General features: G+C 62.2%; 18 protein-coding genes. 16 read left to right on the top strand and 2 right to left on the bottom strand.

Annotated elements, in window-relative coordinates:
- Window positions 1–150 precede the first annotated feature (150 nt).
- The 16 genes from WNY80_RS08860 (at window position 151) to WNY80_RS08785 (ending at window position 20,068) form a co-directional block, all read left to right on the top strand.
- Entirely contained in the window at window positions 151–570 is a 420-nt protein-coding gene (locus WNY80_RS08860; protein WP_342887007.1) for a helix-turn-helix domain-containing protein, read from the top strand.
- Window positions 571–817: 247 nt separating this feature from the next.
- The gene (metK, locus tag WNY80_RS08855; RefSeq protein ID WP_342887006.1) at window positions 818–2,059 is read left to right on the top strand and encodes a methionine adenosyltransferase; all 1,242 of its coding nucleotides are present in this window, start codon (window positions 818–820) and stop codon (window positions 2,057–2,059) included.
- Window positions 2,060–2,085: 26 nt separating this feature from the next.
- Window positions 2,086–2,790, top strand: coding sequence for a tRNA (guanosine(46)-N7)-methyltransferase TrmB (gene trmB, locus WNY80_RS08850; protein WP_342887005.1), 705 nt, complete (start codon window positions 2,086–2,088; stop codon window positions 2,788–2,790).
- 301 nt (window positions 2,791–3,091) lie between these two features.
- Window positions 3,092–3,721: a ribosome maturation factor RimP gene (gene rimP / locus WNY80_RS08845; RefSeq protein ID WP_342887004.1), complete on the top strand. Its 630-nt coding sequence runs from the start codon at window positions 3,092–3,094 to the stop codon at window positions 3,719–3,721.
- 113 nt (window positions 3,722–3,834) lie between these two features.
- Window positions 3,835–5,481, top strand: a complete 1,647-nt coding sequence (nusA, locus tag WNY80_RS08840) for a transcription termination factor NusA (protein ID WP_342887003.1) — start codon at window positions 3,835–3,837, stop codon at window positions 5,479–5,481.
- A gap of 38 nt (window positions 5,482–5,519) precedes the next feature.
- On the top strand, window positions 5,520–6,134 hold the full coding sequence (locus WNY80_RS08835; RefSeq protein WP_342887475.1) for an RNA-binding protein: 615 nt from the start codon (window positions 5,520–5,522) through the stop codon (window positions 6,132–6,134).
- Between the two features lie 93 nt (window positions 6,135–6,227).
- Window positions 6,228–8,894 (top strand): translation initiation factor IF-2, encoded by a 2,667-nt coding sequence (gene infB, locus WNY80_RS08830; protein WP_342887002.1) that lies wholly within the window; start codon window positions 6,228–6,230, stop codon window positions 8,892–8,894.
- Between the two features lie 89 nt (window positions 8,895–8,983).
- Window positions 8,984–9,430: a 30S ribosome-binding factor RbfA gene (gene rbfA / locus WNY80_RS08825; protein ID WP_342887001.1), complete on the top strand. Its 447-nt coding sequence runs from the start codon at window positions 8,984–8,986 to the stop codon at window positions 9,428–9,430.
- A gap of 1 nt (window position 9,431) precedes the next feature.
- The gene (truB, locus tag WNY80_RS08820) at window positions 9,432–10,367 is read left to right on the top strand and encodes a tRNA pseudouridine(55) synthase TruB (RefSeq protein ID WP_342887000.1); all 936 of its coding nucleotides are present in this window, start codon (window positions 9,432–9,434) and stop codon (window positions 10,365–10,367) included.
- Between the two features lie 101 nt (window positions 10,368–10,468).
- Window positions 10,469–10,822, top strand: a complete 354-nt coding sequence (locus WNY80_RS08815) for a hypothetical protein (protein ID WP_342886999.1) — start codon at window positions 10,469–10,471, stop codon at window positions 10,820–10,822.
- Between the two features lie 221 nt (window positions 10,823–11,043).
- The gene (rpsO, locus tag WNY80_RS08810; protein ID WP_152010753.1) at window positions 11,044–11,313 is read left to right on the top strand and encodes a 30S ribosomal protein S15; all 270 of its coding nucleotides are present in this window, start codon (window positions 11,044–11,046) and stop codon (window positions 11,311–11,313) included.
- Window positions 11,314–11,657: 344 nt separating this feature from the next.
- On the top strand, window positions 11,658–13,778 hold the full coding sequence (gene pnp / locus WNY80_RS08805; protein ID WP_342886998.1) for a polyribonucleotide nucleotidyltransferase: 2,121 nt from the start codon (window positions 11,658–11,660) through the stop codon (window positions 13,776–13,778).
- Between the two features lie 367 nt (window positions 13,779–14,145).
- Complete coding sequence (locus WNY80_RS08800) at window positions 14,146–15,144, top strand: helix-turn-helix domain-containing protein (protein ID WP_342886997.1); 999 nt, start codon at window positions 14,146–14,148, stop codon at window positions 15,142–15,144.
- Between the two features lie 137 nt (window positions 15,145–15,281).
- A complete protein-coding gene (locus WNY80_RS08795) occupies window positions 15,282–16,340 on the top strand; it encodes a helix-turn-helix domain-containing protein (protein WP_342886996.1) in 1,059 nt (352 codons plus the stop codon).
- 268 nt (window positions 16,341–16,608) lie between these two features.
- Entirely contained in the window at window positions 16,609–19,317 is a 2,709-nt protein-coding gene (locus WNY80_RS08790) for an autotransporter domain-containing protein (RefSeq protein ID WP_342886995.1), read from the top strand.
- Window positions 19,318–19,402: 85 nt separating this feature from the next.
- Entirely contained in the window at window positions 19,403–20,068 is a 666-nt protein-coding gene (locus WNY80_RS08785; RefSeq protein WP_342886994.1) for a flavodoxin reductase, read from the top strand.
- A gap of 16 nt (window positions 20,069–20,084) precedes the next feature.
- Here WNY80_RS08785 and WNY80_RS08780 read toward each other — a convergent pair whose 3' ends face one another.
- Together WNY80_RS08780 and fabI are read right to left on the bottom strand one after the other, a co-directional pair.
- Window positions 20,085–20,999 carry an amidohydrolase family protein gene (locus tag WNY80_RS08780; protein ID WP_342886993.1) on the bottom strand — a complete coding sequence of 305 codons (915 nt, stop codon included), beginning with the start codon at window positions 20,997–20,999 and terminating at the stop codon, window positions 20,085–20,087.
- A gap of 214 nt (window positions 21,000–21,213) precedes the next feature.
- On the bottom strand, window positions 21,214–22,023 hold the full coding sequence (fabI, locus tag WNY80_RS08775) for an enoyl-ACP reductase FabI (protein ID WP_342886992.1): 810 nt from the start codon (window positions 22,021–22,023) through the stop codon (window positions 21,214–21,216).
- Window positions 22,024–22,028 lie beyond the last annotated feature (5 nt).

Genomic DNA, 22,028 nt, shown 5'->3' with positions numbered 1-22,028 from the left:
CAAAACCCCCAAAATAGCATAGTTGTTTTCGTCAACCCATTTTCCGTCTTGATCACGGATTAGCAGGCCGGGTGCTTCCGGCCTTTTTTGAACTGCAATCAAAGCGGGATAAATCAACCATAGAGCTTCGGCTCTTGTCAGGACGAAAGAATGATTGAAAACAAGAAAAAGCCCAATCCGATCGACATCCATGTCGGCAGCCGGATCCGTCTTCGGCGGACCATGCTGGGTATGAGCCAGGAGAAGCTGGGCGAGGCGTTAGGCATCACCTTCCAGCAGATCCAGAAATACGAAAAGGGCACGAACCGCGTTGGTGCGAGCCGCCTGCAAAATATTTCGACCATTCTGAATGTTCCGGTCAGTTTCTTCTTCGAAGATGCGCCGGGCGATCCGTCAACGGCCCAGCCAGGAATGGCCGAGGCCAATAGCTCGAACTACGTGGTCGACTTCCTGTCTTCGTCCGAAGGACTGCAGCTCAACCGCGCCTTCATCAAGATCCCTGACCCCAAGGTCCGGCGCAAGCTGGTGGATCTGGTCAAGTCGCTGGCTTCCGAGCCGGAAACCGACTGACCGACCTTGTTTCCGGCCCAGGCTGGGGCTGGGTGGGTTATCAGGCGTAACAGCGCCGCGTGCCGTGCTCGACGAGTGCGGGCGCGGCGCTTTTGCAGCCAGCGCAACCCGAAGCAACGCTGCGGTTGTTCTTTGGTTTGACGTGTTCATCTAATCATATCAAGATATATTTATGTCATTCTGACCTTGTCAGAATCGTGCGTTGCCACTAAACGTTCTCCACCACTTCAATCTGATGGAGCCCGCTATGGAGCGCTCGACTTTCCTTTTCACCAGTGAATCCGTTTCCGAAGGTCACCCCGACAAGGTGTGCGACCGCATTTCGGACGAGATCGTCGATCTGGTCTATCGCGAGGCTAAGAAGACCGGTGTTGACCCGTGGAGCGTGCGCGTTGCCTGCGAAACGCTGGCGACCACCAACCGCGTCGTGATCGCCGGTGAAGTCCGGGTGCCGCCATCGCTGGTCAAGCTCGACAAGAACGGCAAGGAAGTCATCAATCCGGCCAAGTTCAAATCCGCTGCACGCAAGGCCATCAAGTCGATCGGCTACGAGCAGGACGGGTTTCACTGGAAAACCGCCAAGGTCGAGGTGTTGCTGCATTTCCAGTCAGCCCACATCGCGCAAGGCGTGGACAACGCGGCAGACCATCAGGGTTCCGAAGGCGCCGGCGACCAGGGCATCATGTTCGGTTACGCCTGCAACGAGACCCCGGAGCTGATGCCGGCGCCGATCTATTACAGCCACAAGATCCTCGAATTGCTCGCCGCTGCCCGCCACAAGGGCGAGGGCGACGTCGGCAAGCTCGGTCCTGATGCCAAGAGCCAGGTCACCGTGCGCTATGTCGATGGCAAGCCATCGGAAGTCGTGTCCATCGTGCTCTCCACCCAGCATCTCGACGGAAGCTGGGATTCGGCCAAGGTACGCCAGGTCGTGGAACCCTATATCCGCGAAGCCCTTACCGGCCTCAAGATTGCCGACGATTGCAAGTGGTACATCAACCCCACCGGCAAGTTCGAAATCGGTGGTCCCGATGGCGATGCAGGCCTGACCGGCCGCAAGATCATCGTTGATACCTATGGTGGCGCGGCACCGCATGGCGGCGGCGCATTCTCCGGCAAGGACACCACCAAGGTTGACCGGTCCGCGGCCTACGCCGCGCGCTACCTGGCCAAGAACGCCATTGCCGCCGGTTTCGCCGACCGCTGCACCATTCAGCTGGCCTACGCCATCGGCGTTGCCCAGCCGCTTTCGATCAACGTCAACTTCCATGACACCGGCAAGGTGTCGGAAGCTGCGCTGGAAGCGGCGCTGCCCAAGGTCATGGACCTGACGCCACGCGGTATCCGCACGCATCTCGATCTCAACAAGCCGATCTATGCGCGCACCGCGGCCTATGGCCATTTCGGCCGCAAGGCCGGCCGTGACGGCTCGTTCTCGTGGGAGAAGCTTGACCTGGTCAAGCCGCTCAAGGAAGCCCTCAAGGGCTGAAGCTCTCTGTCAGGTTGGGCTATCCAATGACCACCCCGCAAAGGCGCAGCCGGGCGACCGAGGCTTTCTACGGTCGCCGCAAGGGTAAATCCCTCAAGGCTCCGCAGGCCGAGGCGCTGTCGGCGCTTCTGCCTGTTCTGAAGCTTGATCTGTCGTCGCCCCCGCCCGACCCGCTTGCGGCGCTTTGGCCGGTTCCGGTCTCGTCGACAAGGCTGGAAATCGGCTTTGGCGGTGGTGAGCATCTGCTTCACCGGGCCCGCAACGCACCGGATACCGGCTTTATCGGCGTTGAACCTTTCATCAATTCCATGGCCAAGCTGCTGGCGGGCGTGGAAAACGAAGGGCTGCAGAATATCCGGCTTTATGACGACGACGCCACGCGGGTGCTCGACTGGTTGCCCGACGCCTGTCTCGACCATATCGATCTGCTCTATCCCGACCCCTGGCCGAAGAAGAAGCACTGGAAGCGCCGTTTCGTTTCCAGGCTCAATCTCGATCGCTTTGCCCGTGTGCTCAAGCCCGGCGGGCGCTTCTGCTTCGCGTCCGACATCGACACTTACGTCAACTGGACGCTCAACCACATCGCAGCCCACCCCGGGTTCGAATGGACCGCCCGCAAGGCATCGGACTGGCGTGAGCCGTGGGAGGGCTGGCCCGGGACCCGCTACGAGGCCAAGGCGATCCGCGAGGGCCGCACGCCCTGCTACCTGGAATTCGAGCGCCTGGGCTAACGTCCGGGCCGATGTGCGGCAGCCTGCATCGGCGCCCCCCGTTGTGGAAAGCGGGAATTCCCTTGCCGAAGCGGCCAAATGGGTCTATATAGCTTTCAAATTCTTGATCGTTATGAACAAGGGTGGGCCCGCGAGGACCCGCTCTTTTTTGTTGCCAGACGATCAGTTGAACCATTGCAGCGCGCGTTACCTCAGGCAGGGCGCACATAGGACGCTGTAGCACTTTCAATGTGCTGCATGTTTGGCCCCTGAATCTTCCGAGAGGTTTGCGGGTGCATGCAGCAGCCAGGACACGGTCCCGATGACAGACGAAGCCGCAATGCCCAATGACGAGAGACTGGTTACCGAGACCGGCGTTGACGCGCGCATTGCCGAAATTGTCGAGCCGGTAATCGAAGCTCTGGGCATGCGTCTGGTGCGGGTTCGCCAGTCGGGCCAGAATGGCTTGACTGTGCAGATCATGGCCGAGCGCAATGACGGCACCATGAGTGTCGAGGATTGCGAGGCGGTTTCCCGCGCGATCTCGCCGGTGCTCGATGTTGAGGACCCGGTCGAGAAGGCGTATCATCTGGAAGTCTCGTCACCCGGCATTGACCGTCCGCTGGTCCGGAAATCCGATTTCGTCCGCTGGGAAGGCCATCTCGCCCGCTGTGACGCGTCGGTGCTGATCAACGGCCGCAAGCGGTTCCGTGGCTACATCCGTGATGTCACCGATACCGGCTTCTCGGTCGAGCGCGACCAGCCGGCCTATGGCGAAGAGAACCTGGCGGTCATCCCGTTCTCGGCACTTGCCGAGGCCAAGCTGGTGCTGACCGACGAACTGATCCGCGAATCGCTGCGCGCCGACAAGGTTGCGAAAGCCGCGCAGGTGGCCAACGAAAACGAAGCCGGGGAACCCCCGGAAGACCCTGAAGCCGGCGATCCGGCCTGATCGGGGTTGAACGAAATTTGAGAACGCCCCTCGGGGTGCCTTTGATCCGGTCCGTCTGATGGACCCAAACCAGAGCAGGGCCGCCAGCCGCGGCCCGACATATGGAGACAGACATGGCAGTCAGTGCAAACAGGCTTGAGCTTCTTCAGATCGCCGACGCGGTCGCGCGCGAGAAGTCCATTGACCGCGAGATCGTCATCGCCGCCATGGCTGATGCCATCCAGAAAGCTGCACGCTCGCGCTACGGATCGGAATCCAACATCCGCGCCGACATCAATGCCAAGACCGGCGAAATCCGCCTACAGCGCCTGCTGGAAGTCGTTGATCACGCCGAAGACTACTCCCTGCAGATCCCGCTGGCCCTGGCCCGCGACCGCAACCCTGATGCGCAGCTCGGCGATTTCATTGCCGATCCGCTGCCGCCGATGGATTTTGGCCGCATCGCCGCCCAGTCAGCCAAGCAGGTCATCGTGCAGAAGGTCCGTGAAGCCGAGCGTGACCGGCAGTTCGATGAATTCAAGGACCGCATCGGCGAGATCGTCAACGGCACCGTCAAGCGCGTCGAATACGGCAATGTCATTGTTGACCTCGGCCGTGGCGAAGGCATCATCCGCCGCGATGAAACCATTCCGCGCGAAGCTTTCCGCTATGGCGACCGCGTCCGGGCCTATGTCTACGATGTCCGTCGCGAACAGCGCGGCCCGCAGATCTTCCTGTCGCGCACCCATCCGCAGTTCATGGTCAAGCTGTTCCAGATGGAAGTGCCGGAAATCTACGACGGCATCATCGAGATCCGCTCCGTTGCCCGCGATCCGGGCAGCCGCGCCAAGATCGCCGTGATCTCCAACGATTCCTCCATCGATCCTGTCGGTGCCTGCGTTGGTATGCGCGGCAGCCGCGTGCAGGCCGTCGTTGGCGAATTGCAGGGTGAGAAGATCGACATCATTCCCTGGTCGCCGTCGCCTGCGAGCTTCATCGTCAACGCGCTGCAGCCGGCCGAAGTGGCCAAGGTGGTGCTTGATGAAGACGCCGAGCGCATCGAGGTCGTTGTGCCGGACGAACAGCTGTCGTTGGCCATCGGCCGTCGCGGCCAGAACGTCCGCCTTGCCTCGCAGCTGACCGGTTGGGATATCGACATTCTCACCGAGGAAGAGGAAAGCCAGCGCCGTCAGAAGGAATTCAACGAGCGTACGGCCCTGTTCATGGAAGCACTCGATGTCGACGAAATGGTCGGCCAGGTGCTCGCCTCCGAAGGCTTCAGCCAGGTTGAGGAAGTCGCTTACGTCGATCTTGGTGAAATCACCGCGATCGAGGGCTTCGACGAGGAAACAGCCAACGAGCTGCAGACCCGCGCCCGCGAATATCTCGACAAGGTCGAGGCCGAACTCGACGCCAAGCGCAAGGAGCTGGGCGTTGAGGACGAGTTGCGCTCCGTTCCCGGCATGACCACGCAGATGATGGTTGCGCTCGGTGGCGACGGCATCAAGACCGTCGAGGATTTTGCCGGTTGCGCGGTTGATGACCTGACCGGCTGGTCGGAACGCAAGGATGGTGAAACCAAGCGCTTTGAAGGCCTGTTCAGCGGTCTCGACACCACGCGTGCCGAAGCCGAACAGATGATCCTGCAGGCACGTCTCGCTGTTGGCTGGATCACCGAAGATGAACTGGTCGCCGAGGAAGCCGAGGAAGACGAGGCAGCCGAGGCTGAAGTTGCAGCTGAAGGCGAAGTCGAAGTCGAAGCCGGCGGCGAAGAGGCCTGAGGCCCGGCGTTTCCGGAGGCATTGCAGTGAAGGTCAGGATCGAGCCCGTGAACGACCGGATGTGCATAGTGACCAGGGAGCGTGGCCAGCCCGAAGATCTGATCCGGTTTGTTGCCGGACCTGACGGGGCCGTGGTTCCCGATTTGCGTCACGCCCTTCCGGGGCGTGGCTGCTGGGTGACGGCGGAGCGGTCGATGGTTGACCAGGCGGTCAAGCGCAAGCTTTTCGGCCGGGCGCTGAAGACGGAAGTGACCACCGATCCCGATTTGGGTGGTATGGTTGACCGGCTGCTGTGCGACAGCCTTTTCGGTATGATGAACCTGGCGCGAAAATCAGGTCAGTTCATCTCCGGATCTGGTAAGGTGGATGATGCCATCCGCTCCGGCTCCGCACTGGCGCTGATGCATGCGACGGATGCGGCTGACGATGGCGTACGCAAATTGCGCCAGGCCAATACGGCGCGGGCCATGGGAGTCACAGAGGCGGAGATACCCGTCTTTCGGCTGTTTTCGGCCGACGAATTGGCGCTCGCTTTGGGCGATGGCGCTTTTATCCATGCCGCCGCGCTTGCAGGGCAGGCCGGTGAGGGTGTAGTGAAGCGCGCAAAGATGCTTGCGCGCTACAGGAACGGTCCCGATGCGGGGCCGGGCTGAATACGGGCTACTGGGGATAAAACCCCGGAGGCGATCGATCAAGGAGCCGGCGTGCACGGGTGCGATGCGGTTTCCCGCGGAAACGGATACGGAATGAGCGACAGCAACGACGACAAGACAATCAGTGTTACCGGCAAGAAGACCTTCTCGCTGAAGCGCCCCTCTGTGGAACAGGGGATGGTTCGCCAGGAGATGGGCCGTGGCCGCACCAAGGCGGTGGTGGTGGAGACGCGCAAGCGCCGCATCAACCGCCCCGAGGATGAAAAACCGGTACCGCCGGTAACCCTCAAGCCGCGCCCTGCGCCGGCTGCCGAAAAACCTGTTGAGGCAGCGCCTGCTGCAGCAGCGCCCAAGGCCGCCCCGAGCGCCCCGGCGCCGGCTGCCAAGGCGGCTGCAGCCTCACCGCGCGCACCGGCTGCAAAGCCTGCGCCACGCGGTGCCGTGCTCAACCAGCTCTCCGCAAGCGAAGTCGAGGCTCGCCGCCGCGCTTTGCAGGACAGCCGTGTCCGCGATATCGAGGAACGCAAGCGCGCTGAGGAAGAAGCCAAGCGCCGCGCCGAGGAAGATGCCCGTCGCGCTGTAGAGGAGGCTGAAAAAGCCCGCCTCCAGGCCATAGAAGACGCCCGTCTTGCCAAGGAAGCCGAAGCGGAAGCGCTTGCCGCCAAGGAAGCGGCAGCCAACGCACCGGCTGAAGCTGTCCCGCCCGCTGCCGAGGAAACTTCTCGCAACCGCCGTCGTGAAAACGAAGCGGATGAAGCGCCTTCACGCACCGGCGGCGCTGCCCGTCCCGGTGGCCCGGCACGTCCGGGTGCGAAGGTGGTTCGCCCCGAAACGGCCAAGCCTGCCCGTCCGAAGGCGGAAGAAGACCGCCGCCGTGGCAAGCTGACCCTGACCGCCGCTCTCAATGATGACGGCAATTCGCGCGGACGCTCGCTGTCGGCCATGCGTCGCCGTCAGGAAAAGATGCGCCGCTCGATGGCGCAGGAACCGCGTGAAAAGGTCATGCGTGAGGTTCAGTTGCCTGAAACCATCACCATCCAGGAACTCTCGCAGCGTATGGCCGAACGGTCAGTCGATGTGATCAAGTACCTGATGAAGGAAGGCCAGATGATGAAGCCGGGCGACGTCATTGACGCCGACCTTGCGGAACTGATTGCCGGCGAATTCGGCCACACCGTCAAGCGCGTGTCCGAATCCGACGTCGAACTTGGCATTTTCAATGTCGAGGACGAAGGTGGCGAGATGGTTTCCCGGCCTCCGGTGGTTACCATCATGGGTCACGTTGACCACGGCAAGACCTCGCTGCTCGACGCGATCCGCGACGCCAATGTGGTTTCGGGTGAAGCCGGTGGCATCACCCAGCATATCGGTGCCTACCAGGTCGAGAAGAACGGTCAGCTGATCACCTTCATCGACACCCCGGGCCATGCCGCCTTTACCGCGATGCGTGCCCGTGGCGCACAGGCCACCGACATTGCCATTCTGGTGGTTGCTGCCGATGACGCCGTGATGCCGCAGACGATTGAATCGATCAATCATGCCAAGGCTGCCGGCGTTCCGATCATCGTCGCGATCAACAAGATCGACAAGCCAACCGCCGATGCCCAGAAGGTCCGGACCGACCTGCTGCAGCACGAGGTCTTTGTTGAAAGCATGGGTGGTGAGGTTCTCGACGTCGAGGTCTCGGCAACCAAGCAGCTCAACCTCGACAAGCTGCTCGACGCGATCCTGCTTCAGGCAGAGCTTCTTGATCTCAAGGCCAATCCGGATCGTACCGCCGAAGGCGTTGTGATCGAGGCCAAGCTCGACCGCGGCCGCGGCTCGGTCGCAACCGTGCTGGTTCAGACCGGTACGCTCCGTCCGGGCGAAATCCTCGTGGCCGGCGATCAGTGGGGCCGTGTGCGCGCCCTGGTCAATGACCGTGGCGAACAGGTCAAGGAAGCCGGACCGGCATTCCCGGTCGAAATCTTGGGCCTTCAGGGTACGCCGCAGGCCGGTGACCGCTTTGCAGTGGTCGAGAATGAAGCACGGGCCCGTGAAATCGCCGAATACCGTCAGCGGCTTGCCCGCGACAAGGCGGCTGCGCGCCAGAGCGGAACACGTGGTTCGCTCGAGCAGATGATGACCCAGCTGCAGGATACCGGCAGCCAGGAATTCCCGCTGCTGGTCAAGGGCGACGTGCAGGGTTCGATCGAAGCCATTGCCGGTGCCATCGAGAAGCTCGGGACCGACGAAGTCCGCGCCCGGATCATCCATTCCGGTGCCGGTGCGATCACCGAATCCGATATCTCGCTGGCCGAAGCTTCGGGCGCCGCGATCATCGGCTTCAACGTCCGCGCCAACAAGCAGGCGCGCGATGCGGCTGAACGCGATGGCGTCGAGATCCGCTACTACAACATCATCTACGATCTGGTGGATGACGTGAAGGCAGCGATGTCGGGCATGCTGTCGCCGGAACGCCGCGAGACCTTCCTCGGCAATGCCGAGATCCTCGAGGTGTTCAACATCACCAAGGTCGGCAAGGTCGCCGGTTGCCGTGTTACCGAAGGCAAGGTCGAACGTGGCGCAGGCGTCCGCCTGATCCGCGACAACGTTGTCATCCACGAAGGCAAGCTCAAGACATTGAAGCGCTTCAAGGACGAAGTTGCCGAAGTCAACGGCGGCCAGGAATGCGGTATGGCCTTCGAGAACTACGAAGACATCCGCGCAGGCGATGTCATCGAGTGCTTCCGCGTCGAGCACGTCACACGCACGCTTTGATCGGATAGAACCCGGCGCTCCAGGCGCCGGGTCGCCATCCATCTTGCGTTGCCTCGGGCCGTTGGGCCCGCAATTTCGGTTGGAACACCATGCCAAAGTCATCCTCCTCGGCTCCTTCCCAGCGTATGCTGCGCGTCGGCGAACAGGTCCGCGCTGCCATCACCCAGGTCTTGCAGCGTGGAGAAATCCGCGATCCGATCCTTTCCAACACGCTCATCTCTGTCACCGAAGTGCGCATGTCCCCGGATCTGACGGTTGCCACCGCCTATGTCACCCCGCTGGGGGTCGATGATCACGCCGAAACGATTGCGGCACTCAACAAGAACGCCCGCTTCATCCGCGGCCGCGTGTCGCCGGATCTGCGCCAGATGCGCAACATTCCCGAGCTTCGTTTCCGAGACGACACCAGCTTCGAGAATTACTCCAAGATCGATGCGCTCCTGCGCTCGCCCGAAGTCGCCCGCGATCTCGACCACAATGAGACTGCGGAAGAGACGGCGGAAAGCCCCGATTCCGAAGGCGAAGGGAACGCCTGAGATGGGTCGTCGTGGCAAGAAGAAGGGCCGGCCGATTTCCGGATGGCTGGTTCTCGACAAGCCGTGGGATTTTGGTTCCACCGAGGCTGTTTCCAAGATCAAATGGCTGTTCAAGGCTGAAAAGGCCGGTCACGCCGGCACGCTCGATCCGCTGGCGTCGGGCATGTTGCCGATCGCGCTGGGCGACGCCACGAAGACGGTTCCCTACGTCATGGATGGCCGCAAGATCTACGAATTCACCGTCGCATGGGGGCAGGAGCGCAACACCGACGATCTCGAGGGCGAGGTGACGGCAAGCTCCGACACGCGTCCCGACCGCGATGCGATCGAGGCGATCCTGCCGGCCTATACCGGCGTCATCGAACAGGTTCCACCTGCCTTTTCCGCTGTCAAGATTGCCGGCGAACGCGCCTACGACATGGCCCGCGACGGCGAGGTGGTCGAGATTCCCGCCCGCGAGGTCGAGATCCACCGCATCACGCTGCTGGGCTGCCCCGATGCCGATCATGCCGTGTTCGAGGTCGAATGCGGCAAGGGCACCTATGTCCGCGCACTGGCCCGTGATTTCGGCCGCCAGCTTGGCTGCTACGGCCATGTTTCGGCCTTGCGCCGCACGATGGTTGCCCCGTTCTCCGAAGACGCCATGGTGCCGCTCGCCGATCTCATCGCACTTGAGGAAATCGAGGACGATGCCGAGCGCCTTGCCAGGCTCGATGCCTATCTGGTGCCCGCCGGCGAAGCCTTGGGCATGCTGCCGCGCATCGATGTCAGCGAGGACCAGGCCCACCGCATCCGCATGGGCAATCCGATTATCCTCCGCGGCCGCGACGCCCCTGTCGCCACCGATGATGCCTGCGCCTTCGTTCGCGGCCAGTTGCTCTCGATCGGTGAAGTCGCCGGCGGCGAGTTCCGCCCCCGCCGGGTGTTCAAGTCCTGAGCCGCACCTTGCGCCGGACAATCCCCTGTTGCAAACTGCTCACCTGAGCGTGTCTTGAGCCATGATCGGGCCGGCGGTATCCGGCCTCGGGGGAGCCGGCCATGAAATCAATTTCCATTGCCACCGTCATCGCCGGCCTGTCCGTCGGCGCACTTGCAGCCCAGGTACTGCCCGCCAGCGCACAGACGCCTGGTTTCGATGCGCAAGGCTGCGGCTGGTACATCATCCTCGGATGCACGAAGAGCCGTGCCGATGCCAAGCGGCAGCTGATCGACCTCGGCGGGCCGATGGTTGGCGGTGGTGCCGGGACGCGGGTGCTCAACACGTCCGATGTCGACGGCTTCCGCGACGGCTTCTACTGTGTCGCCGACGGTCCTTACATCTCGGGCGAGGAGGCCGGTTCCGTGGCCTGGATCGAGGCCGTGCCCGATGCCTATATCAAGCATGGCTGCTGAAAGGCACGCATCCGCGGTCCGCCGCGGGCTTGCCGCCATCGCCTGGCCGGACCTGGCACATGGCCAGCGGCAGTGCGCAGCACATTTCCCTTTCATTTTGGCTTCAATTGGCCTATAGCCCAGCCGTTATTGACGGTTTGTCCGTCATGACACTTCGAGGCCCTTGCTGGACGACATCCCGGCAGCGGGCGCCATATTCATCCCTACTGAAAGGATCCACGATGTCGATTACTGCTGAGCGCAAGGCTGCGCTGATCGAAGAATACGCCACGAAGCCCGGCGACACCGGGTCACCGGAAGTCCAGGTTGCCATTCTGACCGAACGGATCAACAACCTGACCGGCCACTTCAAGGAAAACAAGAAGGACAACCATTCACGCCGCGGGCTGTTGACCATGGTGTCCACGCGCCGTTCGCTGCTTGACTATGTCAAGCGCAAGGACGAAGCGCGCTACGCAGCGCTGATCGCCCGTCTGGGCATCCGCCGCTAATCGGTTCTCCGGCGGGCGGAGCATCTGCCTCGCCCGCCGGACCATTTCCCCGCTTCCGGTCGTATTCGATCCGGAACGGAATCCTGGCGCCAAGGCGCGCGCCACCGGGCCCACCGGCCTGAAACTCGCGCCACAACCGTCCGAAGAACCGGGTAATCCGGTTCGCAAGACACTAAGATAGCCTGTCATGGGGCAGGATTGCCGGATGCTTTCGCCGCGGTTTGCAACGCGGCACCTCAAAGCCTCCGGCTGTCTTGCCCGAGATGCGCTCAAAACCAACGGGACAGTGAAGTGCGCGGCCGAAAAGCGGCCATGCCCACATTCCCGCATACGAAGGACAAGATATGTTCGATACCCACAAGGTCGAGATTGAATGGGGCGGTCGTCCGCTCACACTGGAAACCGGCAAGGTTGCCCGTCAGGCTGATGGCGCCGTCATCGCCTCCTACGGCGAAACCACGGTGCTCGCCACCGTCGTTTCGGCGAAGTCGCCCAAGCCCGGCCAGGATTTCTTTCCGCTGACCGTCAACTACCAGGAAAAGACCTACGCAGCCGGCAAGATCCCCGGCGGCTATTTCAAGCGCGAAGGCCGCCCGAGCGAGAACGAGACGCTGACATCGCGCCTTATCGACCGCCCGCTGCGCCCGCTGTTTCCTGAAGGCTACAAGAACGACACGCAGATCATCATCACCGTTCTGCAGCACGATCTGGAAAACAACCCCGACATTCTGGCGCTCGTCGCAGCCTCCGCTGCACTGACCATTTCGGGCATCCCGTTCATGGGCCCGATCGCTGGCGCCCGCGTCGGCTACATCAACGGCGACTATGTGCTGAACCCGCATGTCGACGAAATGCCGGAATCGGCACTCGACCTGATCGTCGCCGGTACCTCCGAAGCTGTCCTGATGGTTGAATCGGAAGCCAAGGAACTGGCCGAAGATGTCATGCTCGGCGCCGTCATGTTCGGCCACAAGTCGATGCAGCCGGTGATCGATGCGATCATCAAGCTTGCCGAAGCCGCTGCGAAAGAGCCGCGCGACTTCACCGCTCCGGATCACTCCGAGCTTGAAGCCGAAATGCTTGCCATGTGCGAAGCCGATCTGCGCGCCGCTTACACCAACATCGACAAGGCAGCCCGCTATGCCGCCATCGACGCGGTCAAGGCAAAGGTCAAGGAGCACTTTGCTCCCGCCGACGGCGAAGAGCCCCGCTTCACTTCCGAAGTCATCGGCGCTGTCTTCAAGTCGCTGCAGGCCAAGGTCGTCCGCGGCGCCATCCTCGAGACCAAGAGCCGCATCGACGGCCGCGATCTCTCGACCGTGCGTCCGATCGTCTCCGAAGTCGGCCTGCTGCCGCGCACCCACGGCTCGGCCCTGTTCACCCGTGGCGAGACCCAGGCGATTGTTGTCGCCACGCTCGGTACCGGCGAAGACGAGCAGTATGTCGACAGCCTGACAGGGACCTACAAGGCCACCTTCATGCTGCACTACAACTTCCCGCCCTACTCGGTCGGTGAAACAGGCCGTACCGGTTCGCCCGGTCGCCGCGAAATCGGTCACGGCAAGCTCGCATGGCGCGCTATCCACCCGATGATGCCGTCTGCCGACCAGTTCCCCTACACCCTGCGTGTCGTCTCCGAGATCACCGAATCCAACGGTTCGTCCTCGATGGCAACCGTCTGCGGCACCTCGCTGGCACTGATGGATGCAGGCGTACCGCTGGCCAAGCCGGTTGCCGGTATCGCCATGGGCCTGATCAAGGAAGGCGATGAATTCGCCGTTCTCTCCGACATTCTCGGCGACGAAGATCACCTCGGCGACATGGACTTCAAGGTCGCCGGTACCTCCGACGGCATCACCGCCCTGCAGATGGACATCAAGATCGATGGCATCACCGAGGAAATCATGCAGATCGCGCTTGGCCAGGCCAAGGACGGTCGCCTGCACATCCTTGGCGAAATGGGCAACGCGCTGACCGAAAGCCGTGGCCAGCTGGGCGAATTCGCTCCGCGCATCGAGGTCATGAACATCCCCGTCGACAAGATCCGTGACGTCATCGGCACCGGCGGCAAGATCATCCGCGAAATCGTCGAAAAGACCGGCGCCAAGATCAACATCGACGACGACGGCACCATCAAGATCGCCTCGTCCTCGGGCAAGGAAATCGAGGCCGCGAAGAAGTGGATCCACTCGATCGTTGCCGAGCCTGAAGTTGGCGTGATCTATGAAGGCACCGTCGTCAAGGTTGCCGATTTCGGCGCCTTCGTGAACTTCTTCGGTCCCAAGGACGGCTTGGTCCACATCTCGCAGCTCGCTGCAGAACGTGTCGCCAAGACCGCAGACGTGGTCAAGGAAGGCCAGAAGGTCTGGGTCAAGCTGCTGGGCTTTGACGAGCGCGGCAAGGTTCGCCTGTCGATGAAGGTCGTCGACCAGGAAACCGGCAAGGAAATCGAAGGCGGCGAATAAGCCCTGCTACGATAACCATGGGCGGGCAACCGCCCGAGCCTGAACAATTAGGAAGCCCCCGGCCCGAAAGGTCCGGGGGCTTCTGTCTGTCACCGGCATGGCTCGCCGGCGCTTGATGCAACTGTCCGGCGGAAAGCCGCCTGCCGCTGCATTTGCCGCCAACCGCAGCCTCGCTCAACAGAGTGCTTTGCCGGGCCTTGATGCTTCGGTTTGTCCTTATTGACGCGAGTTAAGGTTTCCTGTCATCGTTGTGGTATGATGACATTCACGACGATCGAATTTTCGCGCGTCGGCCTGTCCTGAACTGCCAATGCCCGCAGAGGCATGGCAGGGGGGAAACGGCACACTTGGGAGGGTGGGACCGAATATGGCTTCTGGATACGTGACAGTTGTCGCCGAGACATCATCCGATGCTCCGGCCCTGTGGTCGACGCAGATCAATGACGCCGCCGATCAGGCTGCCTTGCAGCCGTGGGTCGAGATGCAATGCTATCAACTTGGCGATGGCCAGACCGTGGCCAGGATCGACTGCCTCGACCTTGGCGCCTACAAGGTCGTACGCGAACGCCAGGATGCCGGGATCCGCAAGCTGGGGCGCGCACCCGAAGATTTCTGCAGCATTTCGACCTGCACTCTGGGCTCTGGTGTCCGGTTTTGCGAGCTCACCGCCGGGCTGGACGACACCACGTTCTTCATGCCCGGAAATACCGAGTTCGATGTTCTCGTTCCGGCCGGAATCGAGACCGTTTATGTCAGCTTCAGCCAGGAGCAGTTCTTGCATGGCGCCCGGGCGCTCGATCCGGAAGCCTGGGACGGTGCTCCGGAGCGGGTGACGATGATCAACACGTCCCAGCAGGCATCGCTCAAGGACATGGTCGATCTCTGGTTCGCCGCGGCCTGTGACGCTCGGTCGCGGGGCGAGGTTCTCGATCCCGATGTCATGCGCAGAATTGTCTTTCAGGCGGCGCTGCAAATAGTCACGGCACGCCCCTTTGAACACGCCAATACCGATCTGTCGTTCCACGAACGGTCGCAGGCGCTGCGCATTGGCCGAAGGGCCCGCGGCTTTGTCGAAGATTGCCTGGACCGCGACGTGCTGCCCACCATCGTCGATATCTGCGCTTCTCTCGGCGTGTCGGAACGCACGCTGCAATATGCCTTCCGCGACTGTATCGGCATGTCGCCGTCAGCCTATCTGCGCCAGTCCCGGTTGAACCGCGCACACGAGGTGCTTGCCTCCTCTGATCCACAGAGCACCACCACCACCCGGGTGGCGACGCGCTTCGGTTTCCTGCGTCTGAACCGGTTTGCCGGAGACTACCAGCGGATGTTCGGCCAAACCCCGGCAGAGACACTGGCCTCCTGAGCCGCTGGCGGCAAATCGCTCCACGGCCTGCCCGCCCTTTCGCGGCATTGTGCCCGGTTGATGGGACCTGTCCTTTCGGCTAATCCCTAGGGTTGCAAGAGGCGTAGAATCAATGAGATTGCGGGAACGGTTCAGTCGTGGATAGCGAAAACCACGGTAAGGTTGCAAAATTCACAAGCCGGGCCTTCGCGAGTGGTCCCGAAAGCCCGGATCCCAAGTCTGCGCTCTCTGGTGCCACGGCTTCCGATCATCGGGATTTTCTGCGTTCCGCAGCAGTCGAGGATCCGGCCGACCAGGCCCTGCTTCAGTCCTGGGTCGAGATGGAGTGCCACCAGCTCAGCCATGGCCGCAAGGTGGTGCAGTTCGATAGCCTTGATTTTGGAACGCAACAGGTCGTGCGTGAGCGTCAGGAAGCCTCGGTGCAGAAAATTGGCACCGCGCCGGCCGACTTCTGCACTGTATCCATTTGCACGCAGGCCGGGACGGTCCGGTTTTCCGAGCACAGCAGCGAAGAGACCGGCACGGTTTTCTTCATGCCGGGAAACGTCGAGTACGACATCTTTGTGCCGGCCGGAACCGAGACCGCCTATGTCGGCTTCAGCCAGCAGCAATTCCTGCGCGGGGCCAGGACCCTCAATCCGGCATTCTGGGAGACCCCGCCGAAAAGCGTTGTGCCGTTGACCACGCACCGGCAAAGCGTCTTCAAGTACGCGGTTGATCTTTGGCTCGGGACGGCGCGGGAGGCAGCCGCGCGCGGCGAGCCGCTGGATCCCGATATCATCCGCGATCAGGTTTTGCAGGCTGTCCTGCATATGGCCATTGTCACGGAAGAGAACATTGCACCGACGTTCAATGAGCGCTTGCGGGCCATGCAGATCGGTAAAAAGGCCCGAAGCTACGTCGAGGATCACCTTGATGCCGACGTGCTGCCAACAATTGTCGACATCTGTGCGGCACTAGGCGTGTCCGAGCGGACACTGCGCTATGCTTTCCACGAATATGTCGGAATGTCCCCGGTCGCCTATCTGCGGATCCGCCGGTTGAACCATGTCCGCTCGGTGCTTGCCAGCTCCGACCCGCGGGACGTTACGATCACCCAGGTGGCGATGCGCTACGGCTTTTGGCATCTCGGCCGTTTTTCAGGCGATTACAAGCTCATGTTTGGCGAAGCCCCGTCGGTGACGCTCGCATCCTGACATTTTGATCGACCTGTCCGGGTTTTGCCGAAATCGGATAGCGGGCGGCGGGAACGGGCTCTATCCTGTTCCGGAGATATTATGCGAAGAATGCCGATTGCCCTGCAATATGTTCATGAAAAAACTGCCCTCCGAAACGGCCTCAAGACATCAAAACCGCAGCTTGAAGGGCGTGGATTGTTCTCTTCAGCTCTCGGCAAGCCCCACCGGGCCTGTTTGCCTACCTGTGGGTCCGGGGACATTGTGCCGGTCGCTCTGCGCGTTGGCCATGGCCTCCGTTGCCGTCGCTTCTCTGGTCCCTGCTTGCGCAATCGCCGCTCCAGTGGTCGGCGCAAGCGGCACGGATGGCACATCCATCGGCCTGAATGATACCCCGACCCAAACCAGCACGACTGTTGGGATCGATTTCGATACCACTGATCTGACAGCATTGGCTGGCATCAACAATGGCGATCGGCTGCAAGTCAGGGTCAATGGCGCAGCCGTCAGCTTCGTCGAGATCAATACCGGGGATACGTTGCAGGACCTGGCTGCCGCGCTCAACGCGATCGACGGTGTCAGGGCATCGACCACGAGTACAGGCAGCAATGATACCCTCACCATCACATCGGAAAATGTAAACACCACCGTTGAGATATCCAACGACACGGGAACAGCGTTCTCGGTGATGGGGATGAACTTTCCCGGTTTTCCCGGAACCATCGATAGTGTCTCCACCGCCGGCGGCGATGCAAGCGATGGCGGTGCCGCGCAAATGTCCGGTCCGGCAACGGTGACCTTCGGCGCCGACAGCTACACGGGTGGGGCTGGCGGCGACGGGGGCAAGACAGCCTACAATTTGGCAGCGACGGACGGCGGCGATGGCGGCGACGGCGGCGACGGGTTCCTGATCAACTCGGCCATGACGAGCGCTGAATTGTCGGATACGTCCACTGTGGTCGCCGGCGGCAATGGCGGCTCCGGAGGCGCGGGAAGCGGCGGTGGAAATGCCGGGGCGGACGGAGCTGGGGGCATCGGTATTCACCTCGTCGGCGCCGGTCTCGGTGCGGTCGAAATCATCAACCGGGGAACCATTTCGGGTGGACTGGGTGGCGATGGAACGACCCGGAATTATGCCATCTATATGGAAAACTCGGGCAACACCTTGCGGATGTACAGCGGCAGCGCCCTGACCGGAGATGTCTACCTGGGAACATCAGGCGGAACGCTGGCACTTGATGGCTCCGGGTCGGAAGACGCCAATTTCAGCGGTGTCGGATCGCTCAGCCTGACCGACGGTTCGAAGTGGACGCTTGCAGGCAACATCAATCCGAATGCCGGCGGTGTCTCTATCGACACGGCGGGCAACAGCGCTCTCACCGTGAGCGGCACCCTGAGCGGGACCACGCTGACGAAGTCGGGAACAGGCAAGCTCGTGGTCAACGGCAGCGCCCCCGCCATTGCCTTGAATGGCGGCACGCTCGGTGGCTCGGGCACGTTCGCCGGTTTGACGGCCAATTCCGGCAGCACCATCGCGCCGGGCAATTCGATCGGCACGCTTAACGTCAATGGCAATGCCAGCTTTGCCGCTGGCTCCACCTATGCCGTCGAAGTCGACAGCGCCGGCAATTCGGACAAGCTCGCCGCCACCGGCACGGTGACCATCGACAGCGGCGCGACCGTCAGCGTCACCGCGGAAAACGGCACCGACGATGGCTCCACCTATGCCATTTCCAACACCTATACGATCATCACCGCAGGCGCGGTCGTTACCGGGACATTTGGCTCGGTCAGCGAAAACTTCGCATTTCTGGACGCGGCGCTCGGCTATGGCGCAAACAATGTGACCCTTACGCTGACCCGCAATGCCTCGAGCTTTGCCTCGGCCGCGAACACGGCCAACCAGCGCGCGACGGCCGGGGGCATAGAAAGCCTGGGCGCCGGCAACGCCGTCTATAACGCCGTCGTCCCGCTCGACCAGGCCAGCGCCCGTTCCGCCTTCGACAGCCTGTCCGGCGAAATTTATGCTTCCGCCAACGGCATGTTCATCCATGACAGCCGCTTTGCCCGCAACGCCGTCAGCAACCGCATTCGCGCGGCCTTCGAAGGGCTGGACGCAGCCGGCACTCCGGCGACCGCTTTCAACGCTCACCGCGAAGCTCCCGGTACCGGTGGTGCTGCCTTCTGGAGCTACGGCTATGGCAGCTGGGGCAAGACCGGCGGCAACGGCAACGCGGCCGCCATCGGTCACAGCACCGGCGGCGTCTTCTTCGGGGCCGACGGCGACATTTCCGGCGGCTGGCGCGGCGGGCTGATGGCTGGCTATGGCAATACCGGCTTTGATGTCGGCGCCCGCGCTTCTTCTGGCAATGCCGGCAGCTACAAGCTTGGCGCCTATGCCGGCGGCCGGCTTGGCCCGCTCGATATGCGGTTTGGCGCCAGCTACGGTCTGCATGATGTGTCCGTCAGCCGCACAGTCACCGCAGGCACGCTCAGCAACGCCCTGGGCGCGGATTACACCGCCGCCACGGCACAGGTCTTCGGCGAGGCTGGCTATGCATTTGACAGCAGGGGCACGCGCTTCGAGCCCTACGCCGGTTTCGCCCTGATCCATCAGCGCAATGCGGCCGTCACCGAAACCGGCGGCGCGGCTGCCCTCTCGGTTGCCTCCGTCTCGCAGACGCTTGGCGTCACGACTCTTGGCCTGCGCGCCGCACGGTACCTAGCTGCGGGCGACAATTATACCGCCTCGCTCACCGGTTCCCTCGGCTGGTCTCATGTCGTTGGCGATCTCGATGCCGCCTCGGCAATGCGCTTTGCCTCCGGCGATGCTTTCGGGATTACCGGCGCGCCGCTCGCCCGCGACACCGCGCTGATCGAGGCCGGGCTCAGGCTGGATTTCGACAGCGGCGCCACCTTCAACCTCGATTATCACGGCGATCTGGGCGCCAGGGCACAAAGCCACGGGCTGGCCGCAAGGTTCTCGATGGTGTTCTGAGCCTGGTGTCCCGTCCGGGCTCCTTTCCGGAACCATCCCCCGGCCTTATGCATTGCCCCTGCAACACCAACGCAGGAGCATATTTATGGCCCATACGCTCGCCATCACCAAAATCGAGGACATCACCCACGATGTCCGCCAGTTCACCTTCGAGAAGCCGGAGGGTTTTGAATTCACCCCGGGGCAGGCGGCGGAAGTGGGAATTGACAAGGACGGCTGGCGCGATGCGGACAATCCCTTCACCTTCACGGCCCTGCCCGAATGGGACGAGCTGCAGTTCACCATCAAGATCTACCCCTCGCATGACGGCCTGACCGAGCAGATCGGCCAGATGAGCCTCGGTGACCGCTTCATCATCGGCGATGCCTGGGGCACGATCGAATACAAGGGCAGGGGAACCTTCATTGCCGGCGGCGCAGGGGTCACCCCGTTCATTGCCATCCTGCGGATGCTGCGCGAGCGCGGCGAGCTGTCCGGCCACCGGTTGATCTTGGCCAACAAGCGCGAGGCCGACATCATCCTGCGCGACGAGTTCGACGCCATGCCCGGGCTCGAGGTGATCCATGTGCTCAGCGAGGAGAAACGGGACGGCTTCGAGCACGGCCGCATCGACAAGGCCATGCTCCAGCGCCTTATCGGCAGCACCGGCGAGCAGTTCTACGTCTGCGGCCCTGACGGCATGGTCGAAAGCATCAACGAGGCGCTCAAGGACTTGGGTGCAGACCCCGATGGGCTGGTGTTCGAGGAATAGGGACCGGCAGCCGACCTTACCGCGTGCCGATCTGGTCCATCGAGATGGTGCGGCCAAAAATCCGCTCGGCGTTCTTGTAGGCAATCTTCTCGGCAACTTCGCGGGGCAGATAAGACAGCCATTCGCGATTTGAGGCCATGATGTCGTCATAACGGTCCCACTGGCCGTTGACCCAGGTGTCGCTGCCAATCATCAGCCGGTCCTGGAAGTCGTGGATAATCTTTTCCCATACCGGGTGAAGCCCCACGTCGGCATTCAGGATGGCGGATTCGCGCAGCGAGGTGTCGGCAACCAGTGTCGGAAATTCTGCCATCAGCCCATGCACTGCTTCCGCCGGTTCGCCCAGGCCCGCATGCGCCCAGATGATCTTCACCTCCGGGTCGAGGCTGTAGAGCCAGCGCACCGGCTCGGCGCCCGAATGCACATGCAGCGGCAAATCCCGCGCCCTTGCCATGGCGATCACCTTCTCAAACAGCGGCGCGTCCGACACATCCAGCCGGTGAATGTGGAATTCGCCGATGCCCTCATGCGGATATTTGGCAAGCCGCTCTTCGAGATAGGCTTCCATGCCCTCCGCCTTGGTCCAGTTCGAGGAACCCGCATCTCCATGATAGGGTCTGAGCTCCGGCACGATCCGGTTGGGTGCATAGTCCCACAGCATGATCGTGCCTTCGTCCGGGGTCGAGGACACCAGCCCCATCGCCACCCCGTTTCGGTCCATCAGCTCAATGATGCTTTTCACCGGGTACTGCGCCCAGGCCGGCTCCTTGTAGTGGATATGCGCATCGAACAGCGGCAGATCCTTCACCGCCTCACCGATCGGCGCATGATCATGGCCGTCATCGGCGCGGGCGGGTGACAGTGCAACGACCGTGGCAAGCACCAGTGTTGCGGCAAATGCCGGGCGGGCCGGCGATGTGGGATGGGACATCGGATCTCCTGTCTTCGCTTCGGAACGCAGCAGCGCCGCGGATTGGTCTCCAAGCCCAAGTATCTGCAGTCCGACACGGAAAAGGCAAGCCTTGCCGCTTTTCCAGTCACGGGTGCAAGAGCAGGGGGGAGCCCCGGTCAGTCCTGTGAAAGCAAAAAGCCCCGAACCTTCCGGTCCGGGGCTTGCAGTTCTCATCGGAGCCTGCGGCAGGCGCCTACTCGGTGTCTGTCCGCTTCAACTCATCGACGATCGGCATCGAGGTGATATTGAAGCCCGAATCCACGTAGTGGATCTCGCCGGTGACGCCCGACGACAGGTCCGACAGCAGATACAGTGCCGATTTGCCGACATCGGTGATGTCGACGGTGCGCCTGAGCGGGGCGTTTTTTTTCTGGTAGTTGAACATGGCCCGTGCGTCGCCGATACCCGCACCCGCGAGCGTGCGCACCGGGCCTGCGGAAATCGCGTTGACGCGGATGCCGTCCTGGCCGTAATCGGCGGCCAGGTAGCGCACCATGGCCTCGAGCGCTGCCTTGGCCACGCCCATGACGTTGTAATTCGGCATTACCCGCATCGAGCCGCCATAGGTCAATGTCAGGATCGAACCGCCATCGCTCATCAGCGGTGCCGCGCGCTGCGCCACTTCCGTGAACGAATAGGCCGAGATCACCATGGTGCGGGAGAAATTCTCCCGCGTGGTCACGTCCGCATAGCGGCCCTTGAGTTCCGACTTGTCGGAAAAGCCGATGGCGTGCACGACGAAATCGATTGTGCCCCATTCGGACTTCAGCGTGTCGAACACCGCGTCCACGGACGCCACATCCTCGACGTCACATTGCAGCAGCAGTTTCGAGCCAACGCTTTCAGCCAGCGGCCTGACCCGCTTTTCGAAGGCTTCGGCCTGGTAGGTGAACGCAAGCTCCGCACCCTCGGCCGCCAGCTGCTGGGCGATGCCCCAGGCGATCGAGTGGTTGTTGAGCACGCCCATAATCAGGCCGCGCTTGCCCTTCATGATTCCATCCATGCCCA

It is taken from the genome of Hoeflea sp. AS16 (assembly GCF_038900095.1).
GTDB lineage: Bacteria > Pseudomonadota > Alphaproteobacteria > Rhizobiales > Rhizobiaceae > Hoeflea.
This window is presented reverse-complemented; position numbering and strand designations above follow the sequence as displayed.

Excerpts from the sequence above, each read along its gene's own strand:
- WNY80_RS08780 (WP_342886993.1), bottom strand. The coding sequence starts at position 20,999 with ATGTCCCATCCCACATCGCCGGCCCGCCCGGCATTTGCCGCAACACTG.
- WNY80_RS08790 (WP_342886995.1), top strand. The coding sequence starts at position 16,609 with ATGGCCTCCGTTGCCGTCGCTTCTCTGGTCCCTGCTTGCGCAATCGCC.
- trmB (WP_342887005.1), top strand. The coding sequence starts at position 2,086 with ATGACCACCCCGCAAAGGCGCAGCCGGGCGACCGAGGCTTTCTACGGT.
- rpsO (WP_152010753.1), top strand. The coding sequence starts at position 11,044 with ATGTCGATTACTGCTGAGCGCAAGGCTGCGCTGATCGAAGAATACGCC.
- WNY80_RS08785 (WP_342886994.1), top strand. The coding sequence starts at position 19,403 with ATGGCCCATACGCTCGCCATCACCAAAATCGAGGACATCACCCACGAT.
- nusA (WP_342887003.1), top strand. The coding sequence starts at position 3,835 with ATGGCAGTCAGTGCAAACAGGCTTGAGCTTCTTCAGATCGCCGACGCG.
- truB (WP_342887000.1), top strand. The coding sequence starts at position 9,432 with ATGGGTCGTCGTGGCAAGAAGAAGGGCCGGCCGATTTCCGGATGGCTG.
- WNY80_RS08815 (WP_342886999.1), top strand. The coding sequence starts at position 10,469 with ATGAAATCAATTTCCATTGCCACCGTCATCGCCGGCCTGTCCGTCGGC.
- rbfA (WP_342887001.1), top strand. The coding sequence starts at position 8,984 with ATGCCAAAGTCATCCTCCTCGGCTCCTTCCCAGCGTATGCTGCGCGTC.
- rimP (WP_342887004.1), top strand. The coding sequence starts at position 3,092 with ATGACAGACGAAGCCGCAATGCCCAATGACGAGAGACTGGTTACCGAG.
- metK (WP_342887006.1), top strand. The coding sequence starts at position 818 with ATGGAGCGCTCGACTTTCCTTTTCACCAGTGAATCCGTTTCCGAAGGT.
- infB (WP_342887002.1), top strand. The coding sequence starts at position 6,228 with ATGAGCGACAGCAACGACGACAAGACAATCAGTGTTACCGGCAAGAAG.
- pnp (WP_342886998.1), top strand. The coding sequence starts at position 11,658 with ATGTTCGATACCCACAAGGTCGAGATTGAATGGGGCGGTCGTCCGCTC.
- WNY80_RS08860 (WP_342887007.1), top strand. The coding sequence starts at position 151 with ATGATTGAAAACAAGAAAAAGCCCAATCCGATCGACATCCATGTCGGC.
- fabI (WP_342886992.1), bottom strand. The coding sequence starts at position 22,023 with ATGGATGGAATCATGAAGGGCAAGCGCGGCCTGATTATGGGCGTGCTC.
- WNY80_RS08800 (WP_342886997.1), top strand. The coding sequence starts at position 14,146 with ATGGCTTCTGGATACGTGACAGTTGTCGCCGAGACATCATCCGATGCT.